Raw genomic sequence first — 17,045 nt, 5'->3', positions numbered from 1 at the left:
TTTACTTGGAATAATAGTTTAGTCCTATTAATCCTCCTACATTCGCTCTTATTGGACGGAATCTCCGCTAGGGTAGACTGTTGTAACATAGTGATAAAACAACCCAGTAATCGTCTGGGTTAACAAAAATATCGGGAAGGAATAAGGCAAGCTGTAATTATTCTGATAGGTGATGATATGCAACAAGGTGAAAAGCCATTGTGCAATAACCCCAAATAGAGCCCATCCTCCTACATAAAACGCAAACGTTTTTTTACGTATTTTTAATACTTCGTAAAAATATATAAAGGCATAGCCAAAAGGTCCATACAAAGCATAATAAAACAAGTCAAAAAGCTCGGAGTGGTTCGTATCATTTTCCCGATATAAATCGAGTAATCCTCCCCCTATTGTAAAGTCATATAATATTCCCGTAGTTATACCCCATAATATACTCATACAGGTTATTTCCCTGCTCAGCTTTTTCGGTGTGAATATAACGAACAAATAGGCGGCAACCGTCAAGAGCAATAAGGATATCTCATTAATATCAAATTTTCCAATCCAAATCATTTTGTCAGCACCTCTTTCTCTTTATCCACCATATATGTTTGATACCATTTATGAATCCCTAACACTACAAGATGGAGAAGAAGATAGTAAACCAAATCATAAAATATCGACCAGTGTTTGACTGTAGTGACCTTTAATAAATGACTGATCATTGTTATACCTAATATCACTAATGACGACACGAGGATATGCATTAGCTTTTTCACTAGGGAAGATTGTTTGCGACCAAAATTCAAACAAATTAACACAATCACCGGAATAACAATGCTTCTCTTAATCAAATAAGCAACAAAAACCCACGGTTCACGAGAATAGGTAATCAACTCAAACTCCTCATAAACAAGCCAAGTCCAATTAAGATTTATAATTAAAACACTTAAAATTAAGACCGTATTTTCTACAATGCTGTACTTCTTCTTTTGAACAAAAAAACAAATAATGGTCAGCCACCCTATAAAAAAATAAATTGCAAATGCCATCATAACCTCCAACTGCTTTTTCTATATTGTCACCTGAACTCCAAGGAATTATGAATGTTTGCTAATAGATACATGTTAAAAGCTTCGCCCTTTTTTAGCTGATAATGCTTACGCCATTCCCTTTTTTTGATAAATTTCATTTACTAATAAAAAGGAGATGTTTGTAATGACAGAACAAGACTTGATTATTTTTCTCCACATACCTAAAACAGGCGGGTCCACTCTTAATACTATTTTCAAACGGCAATTTTCGGTGGAGGAAATTTATGATCATGAGCTTTTTCAAAATGAAGTTATTCCATTGGATCAGCTGACAGAACGTCAAAAAACCGATATTAATGCATTTGCCGGCCATCATTTGTATGGAGTTCATGAGCATTTTCAAAAGCAGCACCACTACTTCACTATGCTTCGCCATCCTGTCGATCGGGTTTTATCCCTGTATTCTTATTTGAGAAACTATCCAGGCTATGAAAGATTAAAAGATATGACGTTAGAGGAGTTTGTGAGGACAGAACCAGAAGCTAATAACTGTCAGACACTGCTTTTATGCGGATATCCTGTCCAATATGATCTTAACTTAGCCAAAGAAAGATTAGAGTCATTTGATGCTGTGGGGATAACGGAAAGATTCGATGAATCCTTATATTTACTTAAAGCTGTGTATAATTGGAACGACATTCATTATAACAAGGTCAATATTACAAAGAAAAAGCTTAGGCGGGCAGATGTCCCGAAGGAAACGATCAAGCTGATAGAAGACTATAATAAGCTTGATATGGAACTGTATCAGTTTGCTAAAGAGCTTTTGCAAAAACGATTGAATGGCTTGTCAAAAAAGGAAAAAAAGGAAATGAAAAAATTTATTCAAGCCCAAAGAGCCTTAAACAAACAAAATAAAAAAGCAAAGCCTTAAAAAGCTTGCTTTTTTATTGGGGCTCTACATGGACATGCACTTGGTAAACTCCGTATTCACGCTGCAGCTCTGCCTCCACATCATCAGCTATCCCATGGGCTTTTTTAATATCCAATGTAGAATCAACGAGAATAGAAACATCGACCACTTCGTTATTGCCGTAGTTTCTCCCTTTTATTTCTTTAATGCCCTTTACCCCTTCCATAATCAAAATAGCATTCTTTAACTTTTGCAGCCTGTCCACATCAAAGCCGTCTGACAGCTCATGGGATGCTTGCCTGAATATCTCAATAGCTGTTTTACAGATCAGCATTCCGACAACCAGTGCAGTAACAGAATCAAGCCACGGCATGTTCAACTGTGACCCGAATATGCCGACAGCCGTACCGATACTTACCCACGCATCTGAAATATTATCCTTTGCCGCAGACATAACAGCACTGCTGTTAATTTTCTTAGCCAAAGTGCTGTTGTAGCGATATACACCATACATTACTGCTGCAGCAAATAAACCGACAAACCCTGCCATCATATCAGGTGACTGACTATCCTTGTGCATGAAGGAAGAAACAGAATCAATTAACACCTCAATGCCGACAACCATCATAATGAATGAAGCTACCATAGAAGAGATGCCTTCGCTTTTCCAATGACCATAGCGATGATTCTTATCTGCAGGCTTTTGTGATAGTCTTAATCCTATTAGGACTGCAACCGAAGCAATAATATCTGTTGCGTTATTCAGACCATCTGCCCGCAATGCTTGTGAATCCGTCATAAAACCTACCGACAGCTTTATAATCGAAAGGAAAATATAGGCAGCAATACTGATTAATGCTCCTCGTTCTCCTAATTTTAAGTCCTTAAATTTTTGCTCCTCCATGAAATCTCTCCCTACTTAATAATAATCATATGATAACAAGCATATTTCGGGTGGGTCTAGAGCAATCTTCTTGCACAAAAATTAAAAAATTCACTTTGCGTAATTGTTTTTCCGCCATGCAAAACGTATCCATATTTTTACTTCGCGATCCCTCTTTGTTTGACTGCCGTTTTTACCAAAATAATTAAATATAAAAAAGTGAAAGCATAAATTGCAGCGGCATACTTAAAAGATAATGAATAACATGAAGACCTTCGTTTACATGGTCAGCGAAATATCTGCTGATGAATATGGAAAACATAGAAACGATAAAAATAACGGGCATAACAAAAAAGCGATAGGGAAGCCGAAATATATATTCCAGCCCTTTTAGTCCTCCGTATATAAACACCGAGCTTTTTACCAACACTCAAAAGCATGATCATAAACACTGTAATAACATCCATTCTTTCAATAAATTCCCCATTTGATACAAGACGGGTTGCAGATAAGAGGGGGAAGTTTGCTCTTAAGGCAATCCTGCTTCCAAGGGATGCTGTTATCAGCAAACTAGTTAATGTTAAAAACAGCCCTGAAAAAATAATGGAAAATAAGTAGATGATTCTGCTTTTGTGTATATTCCCTACTAAAGGCAGAATGCACATAAAAACAATCATTTCTCCATATGGCCTTGCTAGGTTAACACGATGAATTCTATTGGTGTTAACGGCAAGATAGCAGCAGAAGTCAACACACTAAAGTCTCTGACAATCCTTGCTGCAATATAAAAAAAATAGACAGCATAAATAAAACCTATTATGATTGCAACTGGTCTGTTAAAGCAGAACTCCAGGATTTGATATAAGTTCTTGTTCGGCTGTAACATAATCATATGATAATATAAATAGGCAATAATAACGCCGATAAATGTAGAAAATAAAATAACAAGCCAGCTGTCTTCCCTCGCCTCAAGGCCTATACCAAAAACAAGGGAGCTTCCTAGATTAAAGCCTAATATTAATGTAAATAATTGTGTGAGCGAAACTTTTTCCGTTAACATAACAGCAGCAGCCTCTTTCCCATTACCGATGTACCTATAATTCCCATAAGCCTCTCCATATATGTATAAACAAAAAAAGACCCTTTCAAATAGTTTGAAAGAGTCACTTTATCGACTTAGTAAAAATTGCAGGCAAATCACGCAAGTCATCTATTACTATATCTGCCTCGGATAACTCCTCTAGTTTAGCAAAATCAAAATTACATCCGACCGAAAGGAAGCCATTTCGACTCGCTGCTTGAATATCTGACAAGCGGTCACCGACAACAGCGCCAGACGCTATCTCATATTTCTGGATGACAGCTCTTACTAAATCGGCTTTATTTAGTGAATGTATTTGAGCAATGCTAAAGGTTTCGGTTACCCATTTATCTAACTCGTAATACTCGACAATTGCTTTTAAATAGGCAGGCAGGCCATTGCTGGCAATAAAAATTGCAAAGTTCCTGTTTTTTAATTCTGCAAGCACTGCTTGTGTGTGAGGATATAATGCTCCTTTGCCATTGTTGATATTTTCTATTAATCTTTCTAAAAAATAAGCGTCTGTTGCCGCACGTACCTCTTGGCTGTGTAACGGCAGTAAAGTTTCCCATACTTGCGGAAGCGGCACCCCCATAATTTCTCTGTATTTTTCAATTGGTGTGGCACTATTCCATAGCTGCTGATCCCTTAAACGTTTAAAAGCATCTTCTAAGGCCAATTCTAAAATAGAATTTGTTTGAAATAACGTACCATCCATGTCAAAAATGATTGCTCGTAATTTTATGCGCTCCTTTTACTGATTCGTTAGAGGATTGCCAAATACTATATGCCAATGAAGATGTTTGGAATCCTGATAATTTCCTAAATTTGTAATTACACGACATGCACCATATTCCTCCGTCACACTCGCTGCAAGCTTTTGAATGACACCTAAAAGCTCAAGCAGCAGTTTTTGATCACTTTCCTCAAGTGTCAATAGCGACGAAATATGCTTTTTTGGTATGGCCACGATATGTACCGGATAAAATGGTTTAGTGTGATAATAAGCTAAAACATTATCTGTTTCGATTATTTTTTTCACCTTTGTCTTATTACTCAGAACTTCCTCACAGTAAAAATCGTTTCCCAACATTTATTCCCCTTTTCACTTTTTTGTTAGTCTACGAGATGAATATTCTTGATTGGCCAATAAATAATATTTGTCGTCCCAACTACTTTGCTTGTCGGGATTACTCCGATATAACGGCTGTCCTTGCTGTTTCTTCTGTTATCACCGAGCACAAACAGGGAGTCCTTCGGAACTCGGTCCAACCCTAGCAGGCTCTTTAATGTAAAGTTTTCTGTTAACAATGCCCCGCTTCCGAATAATTGCCGTAATTCCTGCTTGTTTTTATCCAAGTAAGGCTCTTCATAAGCCTCGCCATTTATGTAGAGTGTATCATCCTTATATTCTATCTTGTCGCCCGGCAAGCCGATTACCCTCTTGATATAATCCTCCTTTTCATTAGCGTGGAACACGACAATATCAAATCTTTGAATCTTCCCTACCTTTGTAACAATCATTCTGTCGCCATTATCTAACGAAGATTCCATTGATTCACCGTCCACAATGATTGGGACAAAAATAAATAGGCGAATGACAAGCACTGCAATAATCGCTATAAAGGCAGATTTCAGCCATTCAAAATTTTCATTGTTCAGCAGATTTTTCAAGCTATCACTACCTTTTCTTGTTTGCGGACATTTTTCTCCCTATTATCGTACCATTTTATGGCATTATTTTGAACTAATTAAATGCGGTTAGGACGGAAATACTATATTTGATGTTGATAATTTTTAGGAGGAAAAAAGATGAGAAACTGGAAAATGTATGTGCTGCTGATTGGACCATGGTTCACTTTTTTACTATTTGGCGCGAAATCCTTTAGACGCTTTTTGCCTACAGGCATTTTTAGTTCACTTCTAATTACTTTAATCAGTGAGCTTTCTAAAAGCTACACATGGTGGAAAGTAAAAAAACCGATTATTCCAGGACTCTCTACAGACATCACCTTTGTATTCGGCCTTTTTTTCACCTTAAATTTATGGATTTTTAAACTTACATATGAAAAAGTTTGGCTTTATATTATCTCGAATATTTTTGCCGATTTTCTGTTTGCCTACCCATTAAGTACACTCGCTGAAAAGTTCAAAATCTATAAGCTGGTCAACCTGAAGAGGCTGCAGCTCTTCTGCTTAAGTCTGTCTGTCGCAGGATGCAACTATTTCTTTCATCGTTTTGTTGTAGAAAAGGAAAGAAAAGGATAACGATATTTTTTATGGATTATTACACTAAAGGAACTGATGCGTATTATGACCTTTTTAATTATCTCCTGCCTCCTATTTATTGTTATCGCTTGGATAATTCCGAAGAGAATTTCACAAGCAGAGCAATATGCCGTTATCCTATATTCCATGTTTATTGGATTTTTTGTTGACGTACTGCTTGATCTTAAGCTCCATCTATATGGCTATTTTTCCCCAGGCATTCAATTTGCCGGGTACTTGCCAATCATCATTCTCTTTCCTGCATCCGGAATATTATTTGTAAATTTTTTCCCATATAAAAAATCAGTGCTTCATAAATCCTTATATGTCATTTATTGGAGTATTTTCTGTATAATTTATGAGTTTGCCTCCGTTAAATCAGGTTACTTTTATCATAATGGCTGGAACTATTGGTATTCTGCCGCTGCTTATCCGCTGCTGTTGATTTTTCAACTAATCAATATTGCTATCTTTAGGAAATTAATGAGGGGGGAAGCCGAATAATATACCCCCTTATTGGTTCTTAAGTAGCTTGAGCCTTATCTCTTGTGCAGATGAAGCCTCTAATAAGAAATGATCCAAAATAACAGCTGACATTAGTAAAGCCGCAGTCATACAATAATTCTTTCCATTCTTCGTCACTATTAACCTCTGTTCCCTGCCCAATTGTTGCAGCAAATTCTGCGAACTCTTCAGGTGATATGCCGTTTGAGATCATATAATTTCTCCAACCCGCCATTTGCATTTCGAAAGATTCACTGACCTGTTCTCCTTGAATGGCAGCAAGTAAAAGCGGTGCACCTGGTTTAAGGTGTTTAGCAATATTCAACAGAAATTTCCGTTTATTTCCTAACCCTTTTATAAAATGAAGAACAAGCAGGCATGTAGCTCCATCAAATTGTTTTTCGGTAGAAAACATATCCCATTCTGAGTGGTGAAAACAGATTCGATCTGCTATATTCTTTGTTCTGCTTTTCGCAAGTTTAAGCATCTCCTCTGAGGAATCGACAGCCACATATGACCAGAGCGAATTATTGCTGAATGTGACGAGTTCTTGCCCGCCGCCAGCTCCGACAATTAATACTGTATGATTACTGTCACCAATTAAAAAACCTTCCATCAAGTTCCCTGTCAGCTCATATAATAGTGGGTAACCTGCAATCTTTTTCCTTATTGTTGTAGCATAGGAATTAACACTAGGATCCTCCCAGCTCTTCGCTCGTTTGCTTTCCGGCATATGAATGCCTCCTTTTTTAATGAATGCAATTGTATTTCCCATTTGTTATCATTAAATTAATGATATTAATAATCATTATCATTCTATTTAAAAATTACAACAAGCAAAATCCCATATTTATGGGATAGTTATCACCCTGGAAAGAGGCGAACAAAAATTGAAGAAAGACACAGCGTTTATAACTGATTTTTTGAATAACTGTTTAATACATATAAAAAAGTCTATTTGTTATGAGGCAGGGTGTTTTACGACAGTCGACTCATTAACACTTCTATCAACAGGTGCCTTCACGGATGCTCGGATTGAAAAAATACATCCTCTTTTATTTGAAAATGAATATTTACAGAAGGACTTTAACCGGTTTGAAAATCTCATAAAGCTTCCTGTTCCAGTTGGTGTTTTAAGTCACTCTACAAATGGAAATCTTGCGTTGAGTACCCGCAGTAAAGAAATTCTTCAGCCTGCTGGTTTTTCAGATGAGCTGCGTGCAGCTGTTATGTATAAAGGAAAATGCTGCGGATTTTTGACATTGTTTCGTTCTAATAAACAGCAGATGTTTACCCAAAAAGATATGGACGAGATAATTTCGTTGTTGCAGCCGATCTCCATAAAGCTGTATGACTTTTTTGCTGCTCCATTGCCACCAGGCAATACAGCAGATTGGGATAAAAGTGTGATACTGCTTAATGAAGATATGCAAATAACCGCAGCCAATAAAGGCGGGCAGAGCTTGCTTGACTTTCTGCGTAAGCTAGAACAGATAGACAGCACCATTTTACCGCGGCCGGTTAGGGCAGTATGTACAAAAGCAAAGGCGAATGATCTAGTGCAGACAGAAGCAAAAATTTGTATTCACCCCTCTGCAGGAGAATTTTTCACAATCCATGCGACTTTAATGCAATCACAGGACCAGCACTTTGCCGTCACCTGCCAAAAAACAGCACCACAAGAAATTTTACATAATACAGCTTCCCTATATAGACTGTCAGACCGGGAAAAACAGCTAGTAAACTATATATTTCTCGGAAATACCACTAAAGAGATTGCAGCAGCATTATATATTTCGCCACATACAGTACAGGACCATTTAAAATCGATTTTCACAAAAACGAACAGTACAACGAGAGGAGAATTGGTGTGGGTGCTGCTTAATAAATATAGTTTTTCTTGAGGCATTAACAAAACTCTCCTGATGGTGGGAGAGTTTTGGGATTGCTTTTGTTTAGCCGTTTTCTGGAGGGCATTTGATCACCTTCCGATAAAACCAATACAAACCTAGATAAGATATAAAATATACAGGGATAGAGTACCAAAGCTTCCACTCGAAATGCTTCATGAATCCTGCTTTATGCAAAAGATACTCAATCAAAAAAGAGATGGCTGTCCAAATGATTACATAGAGAAGATAATGATTATTTTTTTGAAAGTTTAAATATAATACTGTTAGCAACGGAGGAACTAATGAAACGAGAGCGAAATCCGTAAATTCTACCTCCTTGGATGGGCCAAAATCTACATAATCAAGCTTCACAGCAATGAAGAAATGAGCAAGCCAAGCACAATAGCTTACAATCGGCACAACAATGACATTTTCTCGCCATGTTAATTGCTTCGGCATAAAAAAGAGCATGATAACAAGCAAACCTACTGTACTCCATAAGATATACATATCAATCCCACCTATAACTTAAATATGGCAACTATTATTGTTTGAATGCTAACCAAGTTATATACATTTTTGGTGCAATTGCTTTACAACAATTCTAAAATACGTAAAAAAGAGCTCTCACAATCGTGAGAGCTCAATGAATTGTTTCCAGCCCTGTATTCTAAACAGTCATTTTCCAGTTTGAAAAGCTTAGCCAATTTTCTTTTTCCTTATAATCAGGCATTATTTTCCCAACAAGACGCCAAAACGAGCGGTCGTGGTTTAAATGGACCATGTGACACATCTCATGTACAACTACATAGTCAATGACCTCACGTGGTGCCATTGCCAGTCTCCAATTGAAGGTTAATTGCAAATTGGAATCACATGTACCCCAGTTCGTTTTACTATCTGATATCCGTACAGAACGGGGTTTTGTTTTAAAGTTGCCTTGATAAACAGAGATACTTTTTTGTACTAAGTCCTTACACTGCTGATAATAAAAACGTCTTAATGCTTGTTTACTCTTTTCATCGTCAAGCTGCTTCACATATATATACAGTGTTTCTTCTTCAAATACAACATAGTCCTGCTTAATTTTACGGTCTTGGAATATTTTAATAGGATATGCTTTCCCTAAATACAGAAAGCTTTCATCATTATCATAGACCTTTTCTTGTGGACCATTCCACCTATCCTTCATTTCTGCTAATTTTTCCTGTATGAGTTCCCATCTGTCTTCTAAAGCCTGAAGCACCTTTTCATCTGCTATCTTTTTCGGAGCTTGTACTTCAATTTCTCCATAGCTATTTATTGATATTCCGATGGAGGTTCTATTTTTGTACTTTACTTCATAGCTAATTGTCGAACCTGAGTACGTATGAATCATTTACATCACCTTATCCTCTGTATCGGACTGCGAGTCCTTTTAAGAAGTTTCTGGCGAATTTATCTCCACACTCTTTATAATTTTTATGTCCCTCTTTTCGCAATAAAGCACCCAACTCACCTTTTGTCACTGTTAACCCTGCGTTTGCAAAAATATCCAGCATATCCTCCGTAGTTAAAGACAGTGCTATCTTCACTCTTTTTAGAAGGAGGTTATTAATATGTTCCCCTTTTTGAGAGGGTTGAGCTGGAGCATTAGGCATCCCTGGTTTAGGCTCTTGTACTCCCCTTTTATAAATAATGAGACCATTTAAAAAGGAATCGAACATACTAGTTGTACATTTAATTTGATCGTCATTTTCCTCTTCTTCGTCATCTGTCTTTTTCAGGATTTGCACCACTTCAGGTACCGTTACCTCGACACCGCCAAGATTAAAAATCTCCACCATTTCTTTATTTTTTATTTCTAGCGCATATCTCAAGCGAATAAGCATATCTTTAATTTCCATTTATGTAACTCCTTATATTAAATAATAGTACCTTTTTATAAAGCAACAGGCACTTAATTTTAGTATAACTAATAATACTTCGCAACAGTCTAGCCATATACAATTGATAAAAGCAAAAATTGGCTGATGGGAGTCAAGGTAAATGTACTCACATCAGCCAATTAATCACATATTCTTACTCAACTATGTCAGCATTTTTCTCAAAGAGATCAAGCATTTCACGCACTTCATCCGATGAATTTGTGCTCATCAATTGATTTCTTAGTTCACTTGCTCCTCTAAATCCTTTAACATATATCTTGAAAAAGCGATGCAGAGCTCGGAATGAGCGTGTCTCTAATTCTTGTGAATATTTGTCATGTAGATCAAGATGCAATCGCAAGAGATCAAGCAATTCTTTACTGCTATGTTCTTTTGGCTCTTTTTCAAATGCAAATGGGTTTTTAAAAATACCGCGCCCAATCATTACCCCATCAATACCATATTTTTCAGCAAGCTCCAAGCCAGTTTGATAGTCAGGAATATCTCCGTTAATCGTCAACAATGTATCTGGCGCTATTTCATCACGGAGCTTCTTAATCTCTGGAATCAGCTCCCAGTGAGCATCCACTTGGCTCATTTCCTTACGTGTACGCAAATGAATTGAAAGGTTAGCAATATCTTGTTTCAATATATGTGCTAGCCATTCCTTCCACTCTTCTACTTCCGTGTAGCCAAGTCTTGTTTTCACACTTACAGGCAATCCGCCTGCTTTTGCTGCTTGGATTATCTCTGCAGCGACATCTGGACGGAGGATAAGGCCGCTCCCCTTCCCCTTAGATGCCACATTAGGCACAGGACAGCCCATATTAATATCGACGCCACGAAACCCGAGTTCTGCCATTCCAATACTCATTTGGCGGAAATTTTCAGGTCTATCTCCCCATATATGTGCAACCATTGGCTGTTCATCTTCTGTAAAAGTCAAACGCCCGCGTACACTTTGCTTCCCATCTGGGTGACAGTAGCTCTCTGTGTTCGTAAACTCTGTAAAAAACACATCAGGTCTTGCTGCTTTGCTCACTACATGGCGAAATACTACATCCGTTACCTCTTCCATTGGTGCAAGTACAAAAAACGGTCGTGGCAGTTCACGCCAGAAATTATCTTTCATCATTACAATCAAATCCTCTCATTATGGATTAATTTTTTATGATCAAATGGTGGTTTTCTTTTTAAAATAAAAAACGCCCCTTACAGAGTGTAAGAAACGTTGATTTCACTGCATAAGCAGCATCATAATACCGGTGGCCGGGGTCGAACCGGCACTCCAAAGGAACACGATTTTGAGTCGTGCGCGTCTGCCAATTCCGCCACACCGGCATAATTGGAGCGGGTGATGGGAATCGAACCCACGACATCAGCTTGGAAGGCTGAGGTTTTACCATTAAACTACACCCGCGAAATATAATGGCGGTCCGGACGGGACTCGAACCCGCGACCTCCTGCGTGACAGGCAGGCATTCTAACCAACTGAACTACCGGACCAAACTATTAAATTAATGGAGGAGGAAAGGGGATTCGAACCCCTGCGCGGTTTGACCCGCCTGTCGGTTTTCAAGACCGATCCCTTCAGCCGGACTTGGGTATTCCTCCGTATTGGTGGAGCCTAGCGGGATCGAACCGCTGACCTCCTGCGTGCAAGGCAGGCGCTCTCCCAGCTGAGCTAAGGCCCCGTAAAATGCAAATGTATATGGCGCGCCCGAAAGGAGTCGAACCCATAACCTTCTGATCCGTAGTCAGACGCTCTATCCAATTGAGCTACGGGCGCATATTTTTGGAGCGGAAGACGAGGTTCGAACTCGCGACCCCCACCTTGGCAAGGTGGTGTTCTACCACTGAACTACTTCCGCTTAGAGTATTTAAATTAAATGGTGCGGGTGAAGGGAGTCGAACCCCCACGCCTTGCGGCGCTAGATCCTAAGTCTAGTGCGTCTGCCAATTCCGCCACACCCGCAAAATCTAATGGTGCCGACGAGAGGACTTGAACCCCCAACCTACTGATTACAAGTCAGTTGCTCTACCAATTGAGCTACATCGGCGTATTATGGTGGAGGATGACGGGATCGAACCGCCGACCCTCTGCTTGTAAGGCAGATGCTCTCCCAGCTGAGCTAATCCTCCATTATATTGGTGACCCATACGGGATTCGAACCCGTGTTACCGCCGTGAAAGGGCGGTGTCTTAACCGCTTGACCAATGGGCCGTTTCATTTTCTTCGCTGTCATGTATCAGCGACAAGGATTATTATATCTAGTATTTAAATGAGCGTCAATACATTTTTTAATATTTTTTATTTTTTTGTATCAACTTTTGACTCAGACTGTCTTTAGCACAAATTATTATACCAAAAAAAGAAGCTGAATTCCTTACATTCAACTTCTTCCTTCTACTTATATATATTTTCACTTAAAGTGAATAACTATTTGTTGTAAAACGGCGGCACCCGCAGCCACCCATGCTCATCTAAGTATTGCTTAACAGTTAGACCGGCAATGGTCTTCTTCATAATATATTTAGAAAAAAGCAAACCGACATCTGCACGGATAGATTCTGTAAGACCTCTTGCTGCATAATTTACTCCTGCTGCAAGATTATAAGAAAGGAGGTTGGCAGTCTCTTCATCATTCAGTTTTGCTCCTTCCGGGATGTCGCGAAAATCTCCGACTGGTTTTTCTGGGGTAGTCTGTGGGAGCGGAACTCCTTCTTTTGTCAAAAATTCTTTTAACTCATCGCGCATCGGAATATGCACAGAATCGGTAGTATCCTTAATGATTGCTTTTAATTTTGGATCTTGAACGATGTTAACAGCAAGCTCTTCATTACGAAGGGTTGTTTCCGTTGCCAACAAATAAAACCACAGATTGCTGACTTCTAAGACATTTAATGGTCTTTTTTCACCGTCCAAAAATGGCTCAAACGCATCGTACATGACTTCAAACAATTTCATAAGTAAATCCCACCGTTCTTAAGTATGTTTTTGAGTTAGTTTGTCTAAAAATTTTAAAAACATACTAAGAAAAATAAGTCTCTATCACCTTTTCTGCTGTCCTAGCAGCTAAGGCTTGAGTTGTAAGGGTTGGATTAGCACCACCGAGACCATTAGCATGCACACTGTTGTCAGCAATATAAAGCCGTTTTACTTGATAGGCCTCACAGTTTTCATCCACAACAAAGCCGATTCTCATCGTGCTTTCCATATGAATCATCATACCCTCCGGCCAATTGGAGCGCAAAATTTGTTTCGCTCCCGCCTTGCGTAATAGGTCTGCAGCCAGTACAGCAAGTTTTCTGCGCCGCTCGGCTGATTTTTTTGTAGCTCTATACCGGATAACTGGCACAAAACCATTCTCATCGGAAATACGCGGATCTAGTGCGACACCGTTTCTGTCATCCACTTCATCGTCTGTTGTTACCAATATACTTAAAGATCGAGCATAATTATCCATCAAGTAATGTAAAGTTTGTCCAACTGGCCGTCCCTCCATATCCCATGGTCTGTGATTGCTTCGCTCTTTTCTAACAGCATACCCATCTGTACTCAAGCCATAAAAGGAAGCGGTCAATCCTGGACTCATTCCAGCTGTCTGTAGTGCACCAAGTCCTGGATAGTCTAGCCTTGCTCCACAAGTGTTTCCTACATATGGTCTTATTTGCGTTGCTCCTATAACAGACAATAAATCTTTCTTTTCAAAGATTCCTGTAATCCAGTCCATATAATGTGTGACTAATCCTTTGCCAACAAACTCATTTTCTGGCAGGGATGAATTCAGCCAAAGTCGCGGAGTTTCTATACTGCCGCAAGCTAACACAACTACGGATGCGGTTAATTCTTCTTCTTGTCCTGTCCATGTATCTCTTATTCTTACACCGATTGCACGGAGTTCAGAACCCTCCTTTTCGGTTAGGATTTTCACAGCGAACGCATTTGGCCTTATGCTTACATTACCTGTCCTTAAAGCGAGTGGAATATAACTTACATTCGTAGAGCGCTTTGCGATTTTCTCTATAGAAGGACCATGAGCACAACCGTTAATACAATGTCCTGATAATGTACAGCCTTCCATCCAGGATAGCTCGACATCAGTAATATTGGGGTTAATGATTGCTTCGTTTGGTGGAAGAATGGCATTAGGCTGCGGTCGATATCCAGGCGAATAAATATCAAGCGATGGATTTAAATGCAGCCCGAGTTTTTTGGCACCGAAATAAAATAGTTCTTCCTTTGCCGTAACTGGCGCAAAGTTCACTGGTAAGGTTTCCTCTACCTTTTCATAATACGGGATAAGCTCCTTATACGAAAACGGCCATTTACCATCCACTAATTGCGGATAAGCTCGCGGACAGTTGGCTGTATAAACTTGCGTAGTGCCGCCAACGCCGGCACACTGCCATATCATTGCCTTTTGTTTAATATTCCGGAACCATTGCGCCTTGCTTCGGTCTGCCGGTCCAAAGCGATACCTTCCTGTCACTAAATCATTCATGTTCATTTCCTTCTTATCCATTAACTGCTTGTATAGATCAATGTCGAGATCAGATAAAGAGGAACTGCTTTCGCTGTTCGACTCCGTATTGGGTTGTGGCCATTGTTTATTGCCATACCAAGGACCAGCCTCCAAAACAAGCACCTTTAATCCTTTTTCTCCAAGCTCTTTCGCCATGACAGCCCCTCCTCCGCCAGACCCAATTACGATGACATCCTGCAACTTCATACTATCCCTCCTTTTTATGTGGCATAAGAGCTAAAAAACCGCGAAAATCCCGATAAGCATAAGCTGGTCCTGGATAGCCTGCCCGATGCCAGCCAATAGGGAAATATTCCATTTGCCGGTTTTCCGGAGGCAAAAAAGCAGTACTGCCATATCCCGTCCATTCGGAATAAAACCCGAAAAAAGTCAGCTGATGCAACACATCAACGATATTTTGAATAAGTCCTGGATTATTGTCATAAGGCGGTTTTAAATTCACCGGATTTATTTCTAGCCTTTCTATATATGAGATTGCGTTAAGCCTGTCTAATGGTGCTAATAACGTGTAAGGACCACCTTCAGGGAATGTATTACAGCAGAGCGGATATATATTTTTCTGAGATTGGACCAGATAAACTGCTCCACTATCTAGCAGTTCTGCTGTAGACTTAGCCATTGATGCAATCATCAACTGTTTTTTGACCTTTAGGGGCATGGACTGATTTAGTATCTGCATTAGATATTCGTAAACCTGCAGTTCAAAGGCACCTGGCTTGATAAACGAAGTGCTGTTGGGAAGGTAATATGCTTGAGGAGGAATAACTGCCTGTACAAATGCTTGAAAAGTGGATTTAGTATGAGCATCACTAATTTCTATACTAACCATTCGCTAACCCCTGTTTCTCATGTTTATCAAATAGTTTACTATCCTTAATATTATTCACCTCAAGGCTTGGCTATGTCATTGCCAATAGTAAAAGATAGGAAAAATTGTGTTTTCGGCCAATAAGGTTCATTCTTATTATCTCTTAAACAAGCACTTCCCCTTTCCTTCCCATAAATCTTTTACCGAAATCTCGAAATCCAGCGGTAATCAATATCTCACCCTTCTTTATATATAAAAAGGAAGTCTGGCTATTTATCAGCAAGACTTCCTTAAACAAGCAACCTATTTCACTGCACTGCTTCCCAATGCTCTTTTTTTCTTAATCGTAATTTTCACCTCTGAAACAACCAGTCCTGCTAATGTAAGTAGTATTCCCAATGCTGACAGCTTTGTCAGCTGTTCGTGCAGTACAAGCATAGACACTACGACTGTAATGACAGGTACCATATAAATATAAACACTCGTTTTTATTGCCCCAAGAATGTTGACAGCTGTATTCCATGTTACGAAGCAGACGGCAGAAGCTCCTATTCCAAGAAATAGAATATTGAATAGATAGATTGGATTAGCAAACCTGGCAAGCTCAAGCTTGAAATCAAAGAAAAACAATGTTGGCACCATAAGAAGCAGTCCGTAAAAGAATACTCTTTTTGTTGTCTGGATTGGATGATAGCCATAGCTTGAGATCTTTTTTGTCAGCACGGAGTAGGCTGCCCACGCAAATGTTGCGACAGCTGCCAGCATATCTCCAAGTGGATTTAGCTGAAAATTGGCCTTTCCATTATAGCTGATTAAAAAGATGCCAATCATCGCCATTGCAAAACCAACAAAAAAGTTTCCTTTTAAACGTTCATCTTTCAAAAACAGCATCGTCAGAACTGCTGTTGAAAACGGGACAATTCCGCTGATAACTCCCACATTAGAGGCCATTGTCATCGTTAAAGCGATATTTTCCAACAAATAATATAAGGTAACGCCACATAACCCGGCACAGATAAATAACAGCTCATGCTTTCTGTCTGCTACTTTCATCCTCGCTGGAAATATAATCAGCAGCATGATAAAGCCAATAGCAAACCGAAAAAACAAAATTTCAGTCGGTGTAAAACCTGTCAGTAAAACTTTAGTCGAAATAAAGGTAATGCCCCAGATAAAAATAGTCACTAGTGCTGCTATATGACCATTTGTAGTTTGATTTCTCATTTTTT

Annotated in this window: 21 protein-coding genes and 11 tRNA genes; 4 read left to right on the top strand and 28 right to left on the bottom strand. The window is 39.1% G+C overall.

What is annotated here, in order from left to right; all coding sequences use genetic code 11:
* Nucleotides 1-48: 48 nt before the first annotated feature.
* The gene (locus MKX82_RS07890; RefSeq protein ID WP_341076227.1) at nt 49-552 is read right to left on the bottom strand and encodes a hypothetical protein; all 504 of its coding nucleotides are present in this window, start codon (nt 550-552) and stop codon (nt 49-51) included.
* A complete protein-coding gene (locus MKX82_RS07885) occupies nt 549-1,034 on the bottom strand; it encodes a hypothetical protein (RefSeq protein ID WP_341076225.1) in 486 nt (161 codons plus the stop codon). The genes MKX82_RS07890 and MKX82_RS07885 overlap by 4 nt, the downstream gene beginning before the upstream one ends.
* 163 nt (nt 1,035-1,197) lie before the next feature.
* Here MKX82_RS07885 and MKX82_RS07880 point away from each other — a divergent pair, with 163 nt between their 5' ends.
* On the top strand, nt 1,198-1,947 hold the full coding sequence (locus tag MKX82_RS07880) for a sulfotransferase family 2 domain-containing protein (RefSeq protein ID WP_341076223.1): 750 nt from the start codon (nt 1,198-1,200) through the stop codon (nt 1,945-1,947).
* A 13-nt stretch (nt 1,948-1,960) separates the two neighbouring features.
* On the opposite strand, the gene MKX82_RS07875 is transcribed toward MKX82_RS07880, so the two are convergent.
* The 6 genes from MKX82_RS07875 to lepB form a co-directional block, all read right to left on the bottom strand.
* Complete coding sequence (locus tag MKX82_RS07875) at nt 1,961-2,830, bottom strand: cation diffusion facilitator family transporter (protein WP_233314286.1); 870 nt, start codon at nt 2,828-2,830, stop codon at nt 1,961-1,963.
* Between the two features lie 266 nt (nt 2,831-3,096).
* Nucleotides 3,097-3,486 carry a GerAB/ArcD/ProY family transporter gene (locus MKX82_RS07870; protein ID WP_341076217.1) on the bottom strand — a complete coding sequence of 130 codons (390 nt, stop codon included), beginning with the start codon at nt 3,484-3,486 and terminating at the stop codon, nt 3,097-3,099.
* Nucleotides 3,487-3,503: 17 nt separating this feature from the next.
* Nucleotides 3,504-3,869 (bottom strand): GerAB/ArcD/ProY family transporter, encoded by a 366-nt coding sequence (locus MKX82_RS07865; protein WP_341076214.1) that lies wholly within the window; start codon nt 3,867-3,869, stop codon nt 3,504-3,506.
* Between the two features lie 103 nt (nt 3,870-3,972).
* Complete coding sequence (locus MKX82_RS07860) at nt 3,973-4,635, bottom strand: HAD family hydrolase (RefSeq protein ID WP_341079468.1); 663 nt, start codon at nt 4,633-4,635, stop codon at nt 3,973-3,975.
* A gap of 9 nt (nt 4,636-4,644) precedes the next feature.
* A complete protein-coding gene (locus tag MKX82_RS07855; protein ID WP_251647749.1) occupies nt 4,645-4,983 on the bottom strand; it encodes an HIT domain-containing protein in 339 nt (112 codons plus the stop codon).
* A gap of 23 nt (nt 4,984-5,006) precedes the next feature.
* The gene (gene lepB, locus MKX82_RS07850; RefSeq protein WP_237941226.1) at nt 5,007-5,564 is read right to left on the bottom strand and encodes a signal peptidase I; all 558 of its coding nucleotides are present in this window, start codon (nt 5,562-5,564) and stop codon (nt 5,007-5,009) included.
* A gap of 138 nt (nt 5,565-5,702) precedes the next feature.
* Between lepB and MKX82_RS07845 the strand changes: the two genes are divergently transcribed.
* Together MKX82_RS07845 and MKX82_RS07840 are read left to right on the top strand one after the other, a co-directional pair.
* Complete coding sequence (locus MKX82_RS07845) at nt 5,703-6,158, top strand: hypothetical protein (RefSeq protein ID WP_233314292.1); 456 nt, start codon at nt 5,703-5,705, stop codon at nt 6,156-6,158.
* A 45-nt stretch (nt 6,159-6,203) separates the two neighbouring features.
* Nucleotides 6,204-6,662: a CBO0543 family protein gene (locus MKX82_RS07840; RefSeq protein WP_233314293.1), complete on the top strand. Its 459-nt coding sequence runs from the start codon at nt 6,204-6,206 to the stop codon at nt 6,660-6,662.
* Nucleotides 6,663-6,681: 19 nt separating this feature from the next.
* Here the strand turns inward: MKX82_RS07840 and MKX82_RS07835 are convergent, their stop codons facing one another.
* On the bottom strand, nt 6,682-7,395 hold the full coding sequence (locus MKX82_RS07835) for a class I SAM-dependent methyltransferase (protein ID WP_341076209.1): 714 nt from the start codon (nt 7,393-7,395) through the stop codon (nt 6,682-6,684).
* 157 nt (nt 7,396-7,552) lie between these two features.
* Between MKX82_RS07835 and MKX82_RS07830 the strand changes: the two genes are divergently transcribed.
* Nucleotides 7,553-8,566 carry a helix-turn-helix transcriptional regulator gene (locus MKX82_RS07830; RefSeq protein WP_237941222.1) on the top strand — a complete coding sequence of 338 codons (1,014 nt, stop codon included), beginning with the start codon at nt 7,553-7,555 and terminating at the stop codon, nt 8,564-8,566.
* Between the two features lie 51 nt (nt 8,567-8,617).
* On the opposite strand, the gene MKX82_RS07825 is transcribed toward MKX82_RS07830, so the two are convergent.
* From MKX82_RS07825 to MKX82_RS07735, 19 genes are all read right to left on the bottom strand, one after another.
* Nucleotides 8,618-9,064 (bottom strand): CBO0543 family protein, encoded by a 447-nt coding sequence (locus MKX82_RS07825; RefSeq protein ID WP_237941221.1) that lies wholly within the window; start codon nt 9,062-9,064, stop codon nt 8,618-8,620.
* 160 nt (nt 9,065-9,224) lie between these two features.
* On the bottom strand, nt 9,225-9,932 hold the full coding sequence (locus tag MKX82_RS07820) for a M48 family metallopeptidase (protein WP_233314297.1): 708 nt from the start codon (nt 9,930-9,932) through the stop codon (nt 9,225-9,227).
* 10 nt (nt 9,933-9,942) lie between these two features.
* Nucleotides 9,943-10,440: a YehS family protein gene (locus tag MKX82_RS07815; RefSeq protein WP_233314298.1), complete on the bottom strand. Its 498-nt coding sequence runs from the start codon at nt 10,438-10,440 to the stop codon at nt 9,943-9,945.
* A gap of 175 nt (nt 10,441-10,615) precedes the next feature.
* Nucleotides 10,616-11,593, bottom strand: a complete 978-nt coding sequence (locus MKX82_RS07810; protein ID WP_233314776.1) for a tRNA dihydrouridine synthase — start codon at nt 11,591-11,593, stop codon at nt 10,616-10,618.
* A gap of 128 nt (nt 11,594-11,721) precedes the next feature.
* Nucleotides 11,722-11,802, bottom strand: a tRNA-Leu gene (locus MKX82_RS07805).
* Nucleotides 11,803-11,807: 5 nt separating this feature from the next.
* Nucleotides 11,808-11,881 (bottom strand) — tRNA-Gly (locus tag MKX82_RS07800).
* Between the two features lie 9 nt (nt 11,882-11,890).
* Nucleotides 11,891-11,967: transfer RNA gene (locus MKX82_RS07795), tRNA-Asp, on the bottom strand.
* 15 nt (nt 11,968-11,982) lie between these two features.
* Nucleotides 11,983-12,075, bottom strand: a tRNA-Ser gene (locus tag MKX82_RS07790).
* Between the two features lie 4 nt (nt 12,076-12,079).
* Nucleotides 12,080-12,155 (bottom strand) — tRNA-Ala (locus tag MKX82_RS07785).
* A gap of 18 nt (nt 12,156-12,173) precedes the next feature.
* Nucleotides 12,174-12,250, bottom strand: a tRNA-Arg gene (locus tag MKX82_RS07780).
* A 7-nt stretch (nt 12,251-12,257) separates the two neighbouring features.
* A tRNA-Gly gene (locus tag MKX82_RS07775) sits at nt 12,258-12,332 on the bottom strand.
* Between the two features lie 19 nt (nt 12,333-12,351).
* Nucleotides 12,352-12,436, bottom strand: a tRNA-Leu gene (locus MKX82_RS07770).
* A gap of 9 nt (nt 12,437-12,445) precedes the next feature.
* Nucleotides 12,446-12,521, bottom strand: a tRNA-Thr gene (locus MKX82_RS07765).
* 6 nt (nt 12,522-12,527) lie between these two features.
* A tRNA-Val gene (locus MKX82_RS07760) sits at nt 12,528-12,603 on the bottom strand.
* Nucleotides 12,604-12,610: 7 nt separating this feature from the next.
* Nucleotides 12,611-12,685 (bottom strand) — tRNA-Glu (locus MKX82_RS07755).
* 216 nt (nt 12,686-12,901) lie between these two features.
* Entirely contained in the window at nt 12,902-13,429 is a 528-nt protein-coding gene (locus MKX82_RS07750; protein ID WP_233314299.1) for a DUF3231 family protein, read from the bottom strand.
* Nucleotides 13,430-13,493: 64 nt separating this feature from the next.
* A complete protein-coding gene (locus MKX82_RS07745) occupies nt 13,494-15,194 on the bottom strand; it encodes a GMC family oxidoreductase N-terminal domain-containing protein (protein WP_341076193.1) in 1,701 nt (566 codons plus the stop codon).
* A 1-nt stretch (nt 15,195) separates the two neighbouring features.
* On the bottom strand, nt 15,196-15,837 hold the full coding sequence (locus MKX82_RS07740; protein ID WP_233314301.1) for a hypothetical protein: 642 nt from the start codon (nt 15,835-15,837) through the stop codon (nt 15,196-15,198).
* A gap of 282 nt (nt 15,838-16,119) precedes the next feature.
* Nucleotides 16,120-17,040: a DMT family transporter gene (locus tag MKX82_RS07735; protein ID WP_237941218.1), complete on the bottom strand. Its 921-nt coding sequence runs from the start codon at nt 17,038-17,040 to the stop codon at nt 16,120-16,122.
* Between the last annotated feature and the right edge of the window lie 5 nt (nt 17,041-17,045).

Source organism: Niallia sp. FSL R7-0271 (assembly GCF_038005785.1).
Lineage (GTDB): Bacteria > Bacillota > Bacilli > Bacillales > Cytobacillaceae > Niallia.
Note: the sequence above shows the minus strand (reverse complement) of the source record. Positions and strands in the feature narration are given on the sequence as shown.

Excerpts from the sequence above, each read along its gene's own strand:
- MKX82_RS07810 (WP_233314776.1), bottom strand. The coding sequence starts at position 11,593 with ATGAAAGATAATTTCTGGCGTGAACTGCCACGACCGTTTTTTGTACTT.
- MKX82_RS07750 (WP_233314299.1), bottom strand. The coding sequence starts at position 13,429 with ATGAAATTGTTTGAAGTCATGTACGATGCGTTTGAGCCATTTTTGGAC.
- MKX82_RS07735 (WP_237941218.1), bottom strand. The coding sequence starts at position 17,040 with ATGAGAAATCAAACTACAAATGGTCATATAGCAGCACTAGTGACTATT.
- MKX82_RS07855 (WP_251647749.1), bottom strand. The coding sequence starts at position 4,983 with ATGTTGGGAAACGATTTTTACTGTGAGGAAGTTCTGAGTAATAAGACA.
- MKX82_RS07740 (WP_233314301.1), bottom strand. The coding sequence starts at position 15,837 with ATGGTTAGTATAGAAATTAGTGATGCTCATACTAAATCCACTTTTCAA.
- MKX82_RS07840 (WP_233314293.1), top strand. The coding sequence starts at position 6,204 with ATGACCTTTTTAATTATCTCCTGCCTCCTATTTATTGTTATCGCTTGG.
- MKX82_RS07875 (WP_233314286.1), bottom strand. The coding sequence starts at position 2,830 with ATGGAGGAGCAAAAATTTAAGGACTTAAAATTAGGAGAACGAGGAGCA.
- MKX82_RS07815 (WP_233314298.1), bottom strand. The coding sequence starts at position 10,440 with ATGGAAATTAAAGATATGCTTATTCGCTTGAGATATGCGCTAGAAATA.
- MKX82_RS07820 (WP_233314297.1), bottom strand. The coding sequence starts at position 9,932 with ATGATTCATACGTACTCAGGTTCGACAATTAGCTATGAAGTAAAGTAC.
- MKX82_RS07870 (WP_341076217.1), bottom strand. The coding sequence starts at position 3,486 with ATGATTGTTTTTATGTGCATTCTGCCTTTAGTAGGGAATATACACAAA.
- MKX82_RS07845 (WP_233314292.1), top strand. The coding sequence starts at position 5,703 with ATGAGAAACTGGAAAATGTATGTGCTGCTGATTGGACCATGGTTCACT.
- MKX82_RS07835 (WP_341076209.1), bottom strand. The coding sequence starts at position 7,395 with ATGCCGGAAAGCAAACGAGCGAAGAGCTGGGAGGATCCTAGTGTTAAT.
- MKX82_RS07890 (WP_341076227.1), bottom strand. The coding sequence starts at position 552 with ATGATTTGGATTGGAAAATTTGATATTAATGAGATATCCTTATTGCTC.
- MKX82_RS07825 (WP_237941221.1), bottom strand. The coding sequence starts at position 9,064 with ATGTATATCTTATGGAGTACAGTAGGTTTGCTTGTTATCATGCTCTTT.
- MKX82_RS07885 (WP_341076225.1), bottom strand. The coding sequence starts at position 1,034 with ATGATGGCATTTGCAATTTATTTTTTTATAGGGTGGCTGACCATTATT.
- MKX82_RS07880 (WP_341076223.1), top strand. The coding sequence starts at position 1,198 with ATGACAGAACAAGACTTGATTATTTTTCTCCACATACCTAAAACAGGC.
- MKX82_RS07865 (WP_341076214.1), bottom strand. The coding sequence starts at position 3,869 with ATGTTAACGGAAAAAGTTTCGCTCACACAATTATTTACATTAATATTA.
- MKX82_RS07745 (WP_341076193.1), bottom strand. The coding sequence starts at position 15,194 with ATGAAGTTGCAGGATGTCATCGTAATTGGGTCTGGCGGAGGAGGGGCT.